Origin of the sequence: Halorussus rarus, from assembly GCF_003369835.1 — an archaeon.
Taxonomy (GTDB): Archaea; Halobacteriota; Halobacteria; order Halobacteriales; family Haladaptataceae; genus Halorussus; species Halorussus rarus.
Genome location: NZ_QPMJ01000002.1, coordinates 1,539,323 through 1,553,124 on the forward strand (window position 1 = coordinate 1,539,323; position 13,802 = coordinate 1,553,124).

Annotated in this window: 11 protein-coding genes; 8 read left to right on the forward strand and 3 right to left on the reverse strand. The window is 69.1% G+C overall.

What is annotated here, in order from left to right:
• Positions 1-103: 103 nt before the first annotated feature.
• The 3 genes from DVR07_RS15980 to DVR07_RS15990 are packed head-to-tail and all read left to right on the forward strand — an operon-like array spanning position 104 to position 3,284.
• A complete protein-coding gene (locus DVR07_RS15980) occupies positions 104-952 on the forward strand; it encodes a CBS domain-containing protein (RefSeq protein ID WP_115798260.1) in 849 nt (282 codons plus the stop codon).
• Positions 949-2,697 (forward strand): glycine--tRNA ligase, encoded by a 1,749-nt coding sequence (gene glyS / locus DVR07_RS15985; RefSeq protein ID WP_115798261.1) that lies wholly within the window; start codon positions 949-951, stop codon positions 2,695-2,697. Before DVR07_RS15980 ends, glyS begins: the two co-directional genes overlap by 4 nt.
• A 2-nt stretch (positions 2,698-2,699) precedes the next feature.
• Positions 2,700-3,284 (forward strand): dolichol kinase, encoded by a 585-nt coding sequence (locus tag DVR07_RS15990; RefSeq protein ID WP_115798262.1) that lies wholly within the window; start codon positions 2,700-2,702, stop codon positions 3,282-3,284.
• A 46-nt stretch (positions 3,285-3,330) separates the two neighbouring features.
• Here the strand turns inward: DVR07_RS15990 and DVR07_RS15995 are convergent, their stop codons facing one another.
• Positions 3,331-4,701 (reverse strand): GntP family permease, encoded by a 1,371-nt coding sequence (locus DVR07_RS15995; protein ID WP_115798263.1) that lies wholly within the window; start codon positions 4,699-4,701, stop codon positions 3,331-3,333.
• Positions 4,702-5,068: 367 nt separating this feature from the next.
• On the opposite strand from DVR07_RS15995, the gene DVR07_RS16000 reads away from it, so the two are divergent.
• A complete protein-coding gene (locus DVR07_RS16000) occupies positions 5,069-7,576 on the forward strand; it encodes a DEAD/DEAH box helicase (protein ID WP_115798264.1) in 2,508 nt (835 codons plus the stop codon).
• A gap of 198 nt (positions 7,577-7,774) precedes the next feature.
• The gene (locus DVR07_RS16005; RefSeq protein WP_115798265.1) at positions 7,775-8,086 is read left to right on the forward strand and encodes a hypothetical protein; all 312 of its coding nucleotides are present in this window, start codon (positions 7,775-7,777) and stop codon (positions 8,084-8,086) included.
• Here the strand turns inward: DVR07_RS16005 and DVR07_RS16010 are convergent.
• Both DVR07_RS16010 and DVR07_RS16015 read right to left on the reverse strand, forming a co-directional pair.
• On the reverse strand, positions 8,073-8,465 hold the full coding sequence (locus DVR07_RS16010; protein WP_115798266.1) for a universal stress protein: 393 nt from the start codon (positions 8,463-8,465) through the stop codon (positions 8,073-8,075). The genes DVR07_RS16005 and DVR07_RS16010 overlap by 14 nt on opposite strands.
• A 116-nt stretch (positions 8,466-8,581) precedes the next feature.
• Positions 8,582-9,451, reverse strand: coding sequence for an Sjogren's syndrome/scleroderma autoantigen 1 family protein (locus DVR07_RS16015; RefSeq protein WP_115798267.1), 870 nt, complete (start codon positions 9,449-9,451; stop codon positions 8,582-8,584).
• A gap of 193 nt (positions 9,452-9,644) precedes the next feature.
• Between DVR07_RS16015 and mdh the strand changes: the two genes are divergently transcribed.
• From mdh to cgi121, 3 genes are all read left to right on the forward strand, one after another.
• Positions 9,645-10,559: a malate dehydrogenase gene (mdh, locus tag DVR07_RS16020; RefSeq protein ID WP_115798268.1), complete on the forward strand. Its 915-nt coding sequence runs from the start codon at positions 9,645-9,647 to the stop codon at positions 10,557-10,559.
• A 392-nt stretch (positions 10,560-10,951) separates the two neighbouring features.
• Complete coding sequence (locus DVR07_RS16025; protein WP_115798363.1) at positions 10,952-13,207, forward strand: ATP-dependent DNA helicase; 2,256 nt, start codon at positions 10,952-10,954, stop codon at positions 13,205-13,207.
• A gap of 25 nt (positions 13,208-13,232) precedes the next feature.
• On the forward strand, positions 13,233-13,781 hold the full coding sequence (cgi121, locus tag DVR07_RS16030; RefSeq protein ID WP_115798269.1) for a KEOPS complex subunit Cgi121: 549 nt from the start codon (positions 13,233-13,235) through the stop codon (positions 13,779-13,781).
• The last annotated feature ends 21 nt before the right edge of the window (positions 13,782-13,802 follow it).

Consider the following 13,802-nt stretch of genomic DNA (forward strand, 5'->3'; position numbering starts at 1 on the left):
ATCGATACGGTGTGACCCTTCGGACCGCCGACCCGCCGAGTCGAGCGTCGCGGGAACGCTCGGTTCGTAGACTACAAGGCGCCCCGCCCCGTATCGCGCGAACATGAAAGTCGGCGAAGCCATGACGCCCCGCTCGGAGGTCGTCACCGTGGAGCTTCCGGGCACCCGCGACGACGTACTGGAATATCTGCAGGAGCGGTCGTTCTCGTCCGTTCCCGTGGTCAAGAACAGCGGCGGGTCCGAGGAGTTCCGCGGCCTCATCTCGCGGGACGACCTCATCGAGAACCCCGACGAGGACCAGCTTGCGATGCTGATGCGGGAGGTCCCGACCACCACGCAGGACACCACCGTCGAGGAGGTCGCCGCGCTGATGGTCCGGGAGGGCGCCCGCCGGGTGCCGGTCGTCGACGGGGAGCTCGAGGGCATCGTCACCGTCACCGACGTGGTGCGGGCCGTCGCCGACGGCGACGCCGACGGCGACGAGTCGGTCGCCGACATCGCCTCCCGGGACGTCAACACCACCTACGTCGAGACGCCGCTGACCGTCGCCGAGCGCGAGCTCTACTACGCGAACCTCCCGTACGCCGTGGTGCTCGACGAGGAGGGCGAGATGGGCGGCGTGCTGACCGAGGTCGACATCATCGAGGTCGCCCGCGTGGTCGAAGGCGAGGACGACACCGGCGACTCCATCGCCGACGAGGACGACGACTGGAAGTGGGAGTCCATCAAGGCGGTCGGCAAGCGCTACCTGCCGACCCGGAACGTCGAGATCCCGACCGCGCCGGTCCGGGACTTCATGACCGCCGACGTGGTGACCGTCTCGGGCGAGAAGACCGCGAAGGACGCCGCCCAGACCATGCTCACCAACGACATCGAGCAGATTCCGCTGGTGCAGGGCGACGAGCTGGTGGGCATCGTGCGCGACATCAACCTGCTGGAGGCGATACGGTGACCCGCAACGACCTCGTGGAGCTGGCCAAGCGCCGGGGGTACTTCTTCCAGTCGGCCGGCGCCTACGGCGGCGTCTCGGGCTTCTACACCTACGGTCCCCAGGGCGCGACGCTCAAGCAGAACGTCGAGAACACCTGGCGCGAGCGGTTCCAGATCCGGGAGGGCCACCGCGAGATCGACGCCCCGACCGTGATGCCCGAGCCCGTCTTCGAGGCGTCGGGCCACCTCGACACCTTCGACGACATGCTGGTCGAGTGCCCCGAGTGCGGCGCGAGCCACCGGGCCGACCACCTCATCGAGGACAACACCGACATCGAGGAGGCCGAGAGCATTCCGATTCCGGAGGTCGAGGAGCTCATCCGGGAGCACGACCTCCAGTGCCCGAACTGCGGCGCCGCGCTGGCCGGCGAGCCGGTCGAGGAGTTCAACCTCATGTTCGAGACCAACATCGGTCCGGGCAGCTCCTCGCCGGGCTACCTCCGGCCCGAGACCGCCCAGGGCATCTTCGTCGAGTTCCCCCAGCTCGCCGAGTACGCCCGCAACCAGCTCCCGTTCGGCATCACTCAGATCGGCAAGGCGTACCGGAACGAAATCAGCCCCCGGAAGTCGATCGTCCGGGTCCGTGAGTTCACCCAGGCCGAGCTCGAGCACTTCATCGACCCCGAGGAGGACGAGCCCGAGCTCGACCGCGTGGCCGACGTGGATCTCAAGCTCTACCCCGCCGAGCAGCAGGAGAAGGCGGAGGGGACCGAGTACGTCCACAGGACCGTCGCCGAGGCGGTCGAGGAGGGTCTCGTCCACGAGTGGGTTGCCTACTACCTGGGCGTCGGCAAGCAGTGGTACGAGTCCATCGGCGTCGACATGGACCGGTTCCGGTTCCGCCAGCACCTCGGCGGCGAGCTCGCCCACTACGCCGCGGACTGCTGGGACGCCGAGGCCGAGGTCGACGGCGACTGGATCGAGATCACGGGCTACGCCTACCGGAGCGACTACGACCTCTCGAAGCACGACGAGTACTCCGACGACGACTTCACCGTCTTCAAGCAGTACGACGAGCCGAAGGTGGTCGAGCGCGCGACGGTCGACCCCGACATGAGCTACCTCGGCCCGGAGTTCGGCGGCGACGCGGCCGACGTGGCCGCGGAGCTCGAACTGCTGGCCGAGCGCGACCGAGCGGCGTTCGACGACGAGGAGGTGACCGTCGAGGTCGACGGCGAGGAGTACGCGATCCCGACCGAGAAGACCGGGTTCGCCGTCGAGGAGGTCAAGGAGAACGGCGAGCACGTCATGCCCCACGTCGTCGAACCCTCCATCGGCATCGACCGGGTCATCTACACCGTGCTCGACCACGCCTACGAGGAGGACGAGATCGAAGGCGAGGCCCGGAGCTACCTCGCGCTCGAGCCCGAGGTCGCGCCCACGTTCGTCGGCGTCTTCCCGCTGGTGAGCAAGGAGGGGATGGACGACCGCGCCCGCGAGATCGCCGACGACCTCCGGGCGGAGGGCTTCGACGTGAGCTACGACGACTCGGGCTCCATCGGTCGGCGCTACCGCCGCCAGGACGAGGTCGGCACGCCGTTCTGCGTCACGGTCGACGACGAGACCGACGACACCGTGACCCTTCGGGAGCGCGACTCGACCGACCAGGTCCGGGTCCCCATCGACGACCTGCCGGAGCTGCTCGCGGCCCTCCGCGAGGGCGAGACCACCTTCGCGGACCTCGACGCGCCCGCTCCCGAACAGTAACCGTGTCGCTCCACAGCGAGGTCAAGCGCCGGCTGGTCCACGTCGCCGGGACGGGGTACCCGGCGCTGTACCTGCTGGACCTCGCGTCCTACGACGAGTTGCGGCTCCTGCTGGTGGCGAGTGCGGTCGCCGCGCTGATCCTCGAGGTGATCCGGCTGTTCGTCGGCCTCGGCTGGCGGATATTCGACGAGCTCACCCGCGAGTACGAGCAGGACAACCTCGCGGGCTACGCCCTCTACATGTTCGGGATGACCGCGGCGGTGCTGGCGTTCGAGCCCCGGATAGCGATCCCCGCCATGCTGATGCTCACCATCGCCGACCCCGTCAGCGGGCTCGCGGGGTCGGGCGAGCTCGGCGTGAAGGCGACCCACACGCTGCTGCTGACGTTCGGTACCTGCCTGCTCATCACCAGCCTGTCGGGGCTCCCGCTGGTGACCGCCGCGCTCGGCGCGCTGGCCGCGACGCTGGCCGACGGGATGAAGCCCATCGTCGCGGGCTACGTCATCGACGACAACCTCACCATCCCGGTCGGGTCGGCGGTCGTGATGTACCTCGCGTTGCGGTACCTGCCGACCGCGGCGGCGTAGCTCCTTTCGGACGAAAGCGGAGGACGGCGAACGGGACCGATAGCGGTCAGGCCAGCGGGAACAGCGTCGAGAGGACGAGCACCGTCACCAGTCCCGTGACCGAGATGACGGTCGTAAGCACGGTCCAGGTCTTGAGCGTCTCGGCCTGGGTGAGCCCGCAGATCTCCTTGACCAGCCAGAACCCGCTGTCGGGGTACCACGAGCAGATGTTCCCGCCGGCGCCGATGGCCATCACGAGGTAGGCCGGGTTGACCGAGAGGCCGCCTGCGAGCGGCGCCATGATGCCGGCGGTCGTCAGCATCGCGACGGTGGCCGACCCCTGTGCGATCCGGACCGCGGCGGCGATGAGCCACGCCGTCACCAGCAGGCCGATGCCGATCTCCTCGAGACCGCCCGCGATGTAATCTCCGATGCCCGCCGTGGCCAGCATCGCGCCGAACGCGCCGCCCAGCGCAGTGATGGCCGCGATGTGCCCGCCGTTCTTGAGCGCCTCGATGAGCTCGTCGGTCCACGCGTTCTCCGAGAAGTTGCTGTAGCGGTAGAGCGTGGCGGCCGCCACCAGCGCGGCCGCGGTCAGCGCCACGTTGGGGTCGCCCCCGAACCGCGTGACGGGGCCGAGCGCCGAGCCCTCGCCGACGAGGTTGTTCACGATCGTGTTCGAGGCGACGAGCGCGACCGCGACGAAGATCGGCGCCAGCGATTCGAGAACGCCGGGGAGTTTGGCGGTCGAACGGTCGGCCACCTCCGCCAGCCCCTCCGCGTCGGTGCCCATCGCGTCGCGGAGCGGAATCTCCATCCGCCTGTTTATCCACCGACCGTACCCGATGCCGCCGACGAGCGCCGAGGGGACGGCGACGGCCAGTCCGACGCCGATAGTGAGAAGCAGGTTCGTTCCGGGAATCTCCTCGGCGACCGCCAGCGGACCGGGCGTCGGCGGGACGAACACGTGCGTCGTGGCCGCGCCGGCGCCGACGACGACGATGTACAGCGAGTAGTTGCTCCCGACCCGTGAACGCATCGAGCGTGCCAGCGGCGCCATCAGGTAGAACACGTTGTCGAAGAACACCGGCACCGCGAGGAGCGAACTGCTCCCCCAGAGCGCGAAGTCCGCGTTGTCCCGGCCGGTCACGCTCGTGAACCCCCGGACCACGCGCTCGGCCGCGCCGCTCTCCATCATCGACTTCCCGATGACGGCGGCCATCAGTATCGGGATACCGATGCCCGCCATCCCGTTACCGAACGCCGAGGCCATCTCGGACGGCACCTCGCCGGCCGGAATCTCCGGGGCGACGAGGCCGACGACCAGCGACGCGATGATGAGTCCGAAGACCGCAGGGAGATCGAAGTACGCTAGCAGTAGTATCACGGTAACTATGCCCACGATAAACGCAACCAACGGACTGTGTGGGTACGCCATTATAGTCCAGCCCGGATTTGCAGGTTCGCGCCCTAATAATTGACTACTGCGAGATATGTTAATGTTTGTTCGGTGGAGACCAATTCTGACGTCTTTCAGCCGTTATAGCAGTTATTCTCCCGTTGTTCCCTAACCCCCAATATAATTAATTGTAGTTATGGATGTAGTTCGTCGCCATCCGGGTTCACCTGACGGAGGAGGAGGAGGAGGAGGAGGAAGTGAGTCTGCGGTGGTGCGGGACCACGTGTCGGGTCTGAGTCGCGTCGAGACGGCCGACGCGCAGTGACGACTGCGGCGACGGCCCGAGTTTTACTTTCACCCCGATAGCCGAACCCTTTAATCGGAGGACGACCAACCCCCGGGGTGAATGGCGACGACCGGGGACCAGCAGTACGTGGACCACGAACTCCTCGTCCCGGAGTTCATCGAGCGGCGGATGTACCAGCTCCAGCTCGCGGGGTCGGCCAAGGACCGCAACACCCTGGTCTGCCTGCCGACCGGGCTGGGGAAGACGACCGTGAGCCTGCTGGTCACCGCCGAGCGGCTGGCCGACGTCGGCGGCAAGAGCCTGCTGCTCGCGCCGACCAAGCCCCTGGTCCAGCAGCACGCCGACTTCTACCGCGAGGCCCTCGAGATCGACGACGAGGACATCGTGGTGTTCACCGGCGAGGTCCGGCCCGACGAGCGCACCGAGCTCTGGCGGAGCGCGCGCATCGTCATCGCGACTCCCCAGGTCGTCGAGAACGACCTGGTCGGCAGCCGCATCGACCTCGGTCCCGTGACCCACGTCACCTTCGACGAGTGCCACCGCGCGACCGGCGACTACGCCTACAACTACATCGCCGAGCGCTACCACCAGGACGCCGACAACCCCCTCGTCACCGGGATGAGCGCGTCGCCCGGCGGCGACGAGGAGGAGATCCTGGAGGTCTGCGAGAACCTCGGCATCCGGAACGTCGAGGTGATGACCGAGGAGGACTCGGACGTCGACGAGTTCACCCACGACACCGACGTCGAGTGGGAGCGGGTCGAACTCCCCGACGACGTCCTCGAGATCCGCGACGCGCTGAACGACGTGGTGGAGGACCGCCTGGAGAAGCTGAAGGAGCTGGGCATCACCCGCAAGACCAGCGCCGACCTCTCGGAGACCGATATCAAGAAGATGCGCGCGGAGCTCCAGCAGCTCATCGACAACGACCAGTCGGAGGGGTACAAGGGGATGTCGGCGCTGGCCGAGATCCGGAAGCTCCGGACCGCGGTGACCTACGTCGAGACCCAGAGCGTCGAGGCCCTCCGGCGGTACTTCGAGCGCCAGCGCAACGCCGCCCGGTCGTCGGGCGCGTCGAAGGCCAGCCAGCGGTTCGTCTCCGAACCCAAGGTCAAGGAGGCGATGCGCCGGGCCGAGGAGTACGACGGGCTCCACCCGAAGTACTCCCGTGCCCGGATGCGCATCGCCGAGACGCTGGGCATCGAGAACGGCGAGCGCGTCATCGTGTTCACCGAGTCCCGCGACACCGCCGAAGCCCTCACGGAGTTCCTGGGCCAGCACTTCGACGCCCAGCGGTTCGTCGGCCAGGGCGACAAGGAGGGCAGCGACGGGATGACCCAGACCGAACAGCAGGACGTCCTCGACCGGTTCCGGGCCGGCGACTTCGAGGTGCTGGTGTCGACCTCCGTCGCCGAGGAGGGTCTCGACGTGCCCGAGGTCGACCTCGTGCTGTTCTACGAGCCGGTGCCGACCGCCATCCGGTCGATCCAGCGCAAGGGCCGGACCGGCCGGCAGGCGAAGGGCCGGGTCGCGGTCCTGCTCGCCGAGGACACCCGCGACGAGGCGTACTTCTGGATCTCCCGGCGCCGCGAGAGCGAGATGGAGGACGAGCTCCGGAAGCTCAAGGGCGTCGCCGACGAGGTCGAGGAGGAGCTCGACGACTCCCAGCGACGGCTCGGCGACTTCGGCGCGCCGGGCGGCGATGACGGCGGCTCCAGCGAGGTCGAACACGGCCTCCAGTCGTTCGGCCCGGACGACGGGGACGCCGAGCCGGACGACGACTCGACAGACGCAGGGGAGGGTCCCGACCACGACAGCGACGAAGAAGCCGCCGAGACTCCGGACATCGAGGCCTCGAACATCGAAACCGCCGCGGACGCGGAAACGACCGCGACCCCCGACGAGACCGACGAGTCCGAAGAGGGCGTGGTCGCGACCGCCGAACCGGACGGCGAGACGGTCGAGATCGTGGCCGACCAGCGCGAGCTCGACTCGACCATCGCGCGGGACCTCTCGACCCGCGAGGGCGTCGAGACCCGCCTTGAGACCCTCTCGGTCGGCGACTACGTGCTGAGCGACCGGGTGGTGGTCGAGCGCAAATCGGTGAGCGACTTCCTCGACACGCTGACCGGCGGCGACCGGTCGCTGTTCGAGCAGCTGGGCGACGCGACCCGCCACTACGCCCGGCCGGTGCTGGTGCTGGAGGGCGAGGGCCTCTACGAGGAGCGCAACGTCCACCCCAACGCGGTCCGGGGCGCCTTGGCGTCGTTAGCGGTCGACTTCGGCGCGAGCGTGCTCCGGACGACCGACGAGGCCGACACCGCCGACCTTCTGGAGGTCATCGCGACCCGCGAGCAGGAGAACGAGGACCGCGAGGTGTCGGTCCACGGCGAGAAGCAGAGCAAGACGCTGGCCGAGCAGCAGGAGTACGTCGTCTCCTCCATCGCCGACATCGGACCGGTGACCGCGCGGTCGCTGCTCGAGGAGTTCAGGACCGTCGAGGCCGTGATGACGGCCCGGGAGGACGACCTGCTCGACGTTCAAGGCGTCGGTGAAGTGACCGCCGAGCGCATCCGCGAGGTCGTCGGCAGCGAGTACGACCGGTAGCGCGACGTTTGCTGGCTGAACCGTCGTGAACTTCCGGCGGAACCCCGCGTTTCCGCCGGGCGTTTTGGCGGTTACGGCGTGCGAAACAGACGCTTACTTTCGGGTAGGCGCCGTTTAACGCGGCCTTTTCCGGCGAAACTGAGGAGAACGGCCGGGGTGTCTTAAGCCTGCTGGGCATCTCCGTTAGTAACAGAGTAAATGAGATACGAACACCCTTCCACCGAGCGTCGTGGGGAACGCGCGGAGTCGCTCTACGGCGACTCCGAATCCGAGACCGACGGGGTACGCGACGAGCGGGTACTGTACGGCGAACCCCGCCACGAGGCCGAGCGCGACCGCGACGAGCAGACGCTGTACGGCGAGCCCCAGCACGAGACCCGGGACGACGACCGGGAGCTCCCCGACCCGGAGCTGCTGTTCGTCCGGATGCGGGCTCGGGCCGCCGGGCCGGCCGTGTTCCCCGAGCGCTCGCGGCCGGAGTCGCCGGCGACGAGCGCTACGGAACGATAGTCACCGGCACCGCCTCTTCTTCGACGACCGTGTGCGCGGCGCTCCCGAGGATGGCCCGGTCGATAGTGCCGCTGCCGTGGTGTCCCATGACGACGTGGTCGTAGCCCCGCTCCTCGACGAGTTCGAGGATGTCGGCGCCGATCCGGTCGGCGGGCCGGAACGACAGCTCCACGTCGGTCGACACCTCCGGCTCGCAGTCGAGGTCGGTCCCCGCGAGCCGTTCGCGGGCGCGTTCGAGGATATCGTCGGTGGCGTCGGTCTCGTTGTCGGTGAAGTGGACGACGTGGAGCGTCGCCTCGAACCGGCGGGCGAACTCGATGGCGAAGTCGAGCGCGCGGAAGCTACACTCCGAGCCGTCGATGGGAACCAGAATTTCCATGGTCGGTGATAGGGTGGCTGCGAGTTAACAGTTCTCCCGTGGAGGCGGGTCGAGATCCGTCCGGAGAGTGAATCGGTAGTTCGTCCGAGAGCGAATCAGCGAGTTGACGGGGTGAGTCAGCGGTCCGCCCGGTCGAGCGCGGCGAGCGCCTCGGCGGCCTCGCGGGTGGCCGCGAGCAGGTCGCGGGCGCGGGCGACGTCGTCGGTCTGCTCGGCCTGGCGCGCGAGAGCCGAGAGCTTCCGGACCAGCGACTCGCGAGCGGTCGCGAGGTCGCCGCCGCCGGACGCGGCCGCGTCGGGCGAGGCCGCCGAGTGGCCGTGGACGTGGTCGCGGCCGGCCTCGGTTCCGGCGCCGCGGTCGCGCGCGGAGCGCCGGGAGCCCCGCCCACGACGGTCGTCGGCCGGTCGATCCCGGACCGACTCGCGGCGGCCGCGGGCCGGTTCCCCGCGACGGTCGTCGCCGGATTGCGACGGCGGACTGCGCACGTCCGACCGGTCGACGTGCCGGTCGCCGACCCGGACGCCCTCGATCTCGACGCGGGGTTGGTCGTCGGCGTCGCCGGCCTGCTCGCTCGGTTGCGAGTCGCCGGTGGCTTCGGCGGGTACGGCATCGTCGTCGGCACTCAAATCCGGGTCGGGGCCGGCCTGGGCTTGCGCCGCGTCCTCGGCGGACTGGCCCGACGCTTCGGCGGACCGGCCGGCCGACTCGGCGGGCTGGCCGGACTGGTCGACGCCCTCGCCGTTCTGCTGTTGGGCCTGGGCCTGCGCGTCGGCCTCGTGCTGGCAGGTCGGGCAGAACTCCTGGCCGTCGTAGCGGAAGATGGGGTCGCCACAGCGGTCGCAGTGCTTGCCCGTCATGGTCGCGCCCTGGAGCAGGAGCTCGCTCATCCGGCGCGTGTTCTCCCGGTCCTTCTGGTCCTGCTCGTACTTCTCCCGGAGTTTCTCGCGCTCGGCCTCCTTGTCGAAGCCTGAGTCGTCGCTGCTCATGTACGTGAGAAGGCGTTCCGTCCCGAAAAGTCTCCGGTCTCGCGACCCGGGCGGCCGGCGGGGGCTAGCGCAGTGGATTCCGCCGGATTTTCGACTGTCGTCGAACGAGCGAAACGTCGCGCGACGTCTTACGGGGTCGGTATTCGGGGGTTCCGAAGCGCTTAACCGAATAGCGGGAGGGGTTTTACGTGGTATGACGAAAATCAGCGTGGTCGGCGCGGCCGGAACCGTCGGGGCCGCGGCGGCGTACAACATCGCGCTCCGGGACATCGCGGACGAACTGGTGCTCGTGGACATCCCGGACAAGGAGGAGGACACCGTCGGCCAGGCGGCCGACGTGAACCACGGCGCGGCGTACGACGCCAACACGGTCGTCCGGCAGGGCGGCTACGAGGCCACCGAGGGCTCGGACGTGGTCGTCATCACCGCCGGCATCCCGCGCCAGCCCGGCCAGACCCGCATCGACCTCGCGGGCGACAACGCGCCCATCATGGAGGACATCGGCTCCTCCGTCGCGGAGTACAACGACGACTTCGTGACCGTCACGACCTCGAACCCGGTCGACCTGCTCAACCGCCACCTCTACGAGACCGGCGAGCGGTCGCGCGAGAAGGTCGTCGGCTTCGGCGGCCGGCTCGACTCCGCGCGGTTCCGCTACGTCCTCAGCCAGCGCTTCGACGAGCCCGTGCGGAACGTCGAGGCGACCATCCTGGGCGAGCACGGCGACGCCCAGGTCCCGGTGTTCTCGAAGGTCCGCGCCAACGGCAAGGACCCCGAGTTCAGCGACGCCGAGAAGGAGGAGATCCTCGAGGAGCTCCAGCAGAGCGCGATGAACGTCATCGAGAAGAAGGGCGCGACCGAGTGGGGTCCCGCCACCGGCGTCGGCCACATGGTCGAGGCCATCGTTCGGAACACCGGCGAGGTCATCCCGGGCTCCCTCAAGCTCGAGGGCGAGTACGGCCACGACGACGTGGCGCTGGGCGTCCCGCTGAAGCTCGGCGCGAACGGCGTCGAGGAGGTCGTCGAGTGGGACCTGACCGAGTTCGAGCGCGAGCAGCTCGGCGAGGCCGCCGACAAGCTCTCCGAGCAGTACGACGAGATCGCGTAACGACGATATCGCGTCGCGAGTTCCGAATCGGCCTTTTTCTGGGCGAGTGTCTCCGGCGAGTCGAGTGCGAGCACCTCGACTGACGTTGTTCTGGTTCGCGATTATGGACCAGTTTACCTGCGGTGGGACTGAAAGGGGCCGTCCGGTCGCGGGCCGGAGGCCCGTGGTCGTCTGACCGACCCCTATCCGAAGGCGAGCGAAGCGAGCCGAGGATATGTCGGTCAGTGACCGCGACCGGGCGGGGGCTTTCGAGACCGAACTGACCACGCTTCTGTTGGCGCTGAACCCGGGTTGACCATCACAATCACACATCCTGACCCGACAGTTTAAACCAGAAGACGCGCCAAGGGCGGGGTAATGACTACTTTCGTCTCCCGCGGGCGGTGGTCGGCGTGACCGTCGCCATCGACGACATCCCCGACCTGCCCGACGGCGTGGCCGACCACTTCCGCGAGCAGGGCATCGAGGAGCTCTACCCGCCCCAGGGCGAGGCGGTCGAGGCCGGCGTCGCCGACGGCGAGAGCGTGGTCGCCAGCGTCCCGACCGCCAGCGGCAAGACCCTCATCGCCGAACTGGCGATGCTGACCAGCGTCGCCCGCGGCGGGAAGGCCCTCTACATCGTCCCGCTCCGCGCGCTCGCCAGCGAGAAGAAGGCGGAGTTCGAGGAGTTCGAGCAGTACGGAATCGAGGTGGGAGTCTCGACCGGCAACTACGACAGCGACGGCGACTGGCTGGCCCAGAAGGACATCATCGTCGCGACCAGCGAGAAGGTCGACTCGCTCGTCCGGAACGGCGCCCAGTGGGTCGACGACCTGACCTGCGTGGTCGCCGACGAGGTCCACCTGGTCGACTCGAAGAACCGCGGGCCCACGCTGGAGGTCACCCTCGCGAAGCTCCGGAAGCTCAACGAGAACCTCCAGACGGTCGCGCTCTCGGCCACGGTCGGCAACGCCGGGGAGATCGCCGAGTGGCTCGACGCCACCCTCGTCGACTCGACGTGGCGACCCATCGACCTCCAGAAGGGCGTCCTCTACGGGCAGGCGCTCCACCTCGACGACGGGTCGAAGAAGCAGATATCCAGAGGCAACGAGAAGGCCACCGCCGCGCTGGTCGAGGACACCCTCTCCGACGAGGGCTCCTCGCTGGTGTTCGTCAACTCCCGGCGCAACGCCGAGGCCGCGGCCCGGCGGCTCGGCGACGTGACCCGCGACTACCTCGCGCCCGAGGAGCGCCAGGAGCTCGCCGACGTCGCCGCCGAGATCCGGGACGCCAGCGACACCCAGACAAGTGACGACCTGGCCGACGCCGTCGAGAAGGGCGCGGCGTTCCACCACGCCGGGCTCTCCTCGCGGAGCCGCGAGCTGGTCGAGGACGCCTTCCGCGACCGGCTCGTGAAGGTCATCTCGGCGACGCCGACCCTGGCGGCGGGGGTCAACACGCCCTCCCGCCGGGTCATCGTCCGGGACTGGCGGCGCTACGACGGCGACGTCGGCGGGATGCAGCCCCTGGACGTGCTGGAGGTCCACCAGATGTTCGGGCGGGCCGGCCGGCCCGGGCTCGACCCCTACGGCGAGGCGGTGCTCATCGCGAACAGCCACGACGAGCTCGACGAGCTGTTCGACCGCTACGTCTGGGCCGACCCCGAGCCGGTCAGGTCGAAGCTCGCGGCCGAGCCCGCGCTCCGGACCCACATCCTCGCGACCGTCGCCTCCGGATTCGCCGACTCCGAGGACGAACTGGTCTCGTTCCTCGAGCGCACGCTCTACGCGACCCAGACCGACGAGACCGGCCGGCTCGAAACGGTGACCCAGAACGTGCTGGAGTACCTCGAGCGCAACGAGTTCCTCGAACGCGAGGACGGTGGATTGCGCGCAACGGGGCTCGGCCACCGCGTCTCGCAGCTGTACGTCGACCCGATGAGCGCCGCGGAGATCATCGACGGCATCCGATCGGCCGACGACCGGCCCACCGCGTTCGGCCTCTTCCACCTGGTCGCGCGCACCCCCGACATGTACGAGCTCTACCTCCGGTCGGGCGACCGCGAGGAGTACACCGAGCTCGCCTACGAGCGCGAGTCGGAGTTCCTCGGGTCGATGCCCTCGGAGTTCGAGGACCACGCGTTCGAGGACTGGCTGTCGGCGCTCAAGACCGCCCGGCTGCTCGAGGACTGGGCCTCGGAGCTCGACGAGGACCAGATCACCGACCGGTACGGCGTCGGGCCGGGCGACATCCGCGGCAAGGTCGAGACCGCCGAGTGGCTGCTCAACGCGGCCGAGCGGCTCGCGGGCGAGCTCGGGCTGGACTCCGGACCGGCGATTCGAGAGGCCAAGAAGCGCGTCGAGTACGGCGTCGAGGAGGAGCTGCTCGACCTCGCCGGCGTCAGGAACGTCGGCCGCAAGCGCGCCCGCCGGCTCTACGAGGCGGGCATCGAGTCCCGGGCCGACCTCCGGGACGCCGACAAGTCGGTCGTGCTCGGCGCGCTCCGGGGGCGCCGGAAGACCGCCGAGTCCATCCTCGAGAACGTCGGCCGGAAGGACCCCGAGCTGACCGGCGTGGAGGCCGACGGCGATGCGAGCGCCGAAGCTGCGAGTGCCTCTGGAGACGCGGACGACAGCGACGGCCAGCAGAGCCTCGGTGACTTCGAATGAGCCGCGAACCCGGAGGGGCGAAGCGATGAGAGTCGTCGGCGGTCGCGCCGCCGTCCCGGACCTCGACGACTTCCTCGCGGACCTCGGCGCCGTCGGCGACGAGTTCGACTGCGCGGTCCAGGCGTTCGACGCCGACTACGTCCTCGGCCGCGACCACCTCCGGGCGGCGGTCGAACGCGCCGACCGGGCGTTCGAACGGGGCGAGAACGTCGCCCGCGAGCGGCCGGTCGAGATACTGCTGTACGCCGCGGGGCGGCGCCAGATCAACCGAGCGCTCCGGATGGGCGTCGCCGAAGGCGAGTCGGACGTGGTCGTCGTCGTCCACTCGCCCGCGGGCGACGCGGCGGCCGAGCGGGCGGCCGCAGAGAAGGTCTGCGACCTGCTCGGGGGAGGGGCTTCCTCGTCAGGGCCGGCGGACGCGGAGGCGGACCCGGACCAGCTCGCCGCCGACCGCATCGACCGCGAGGCTGTCGCGACGTTCTTCGACGTGAGCGAGGCCGAGCTCGCGGCGACGGACGCGACGCTCGCCGACCTCGTGCGCGAGCGGGTGGCCCTGCTCGACGTGGAGAAGTAGCGCGCGGGCGCGGTGGTGAAA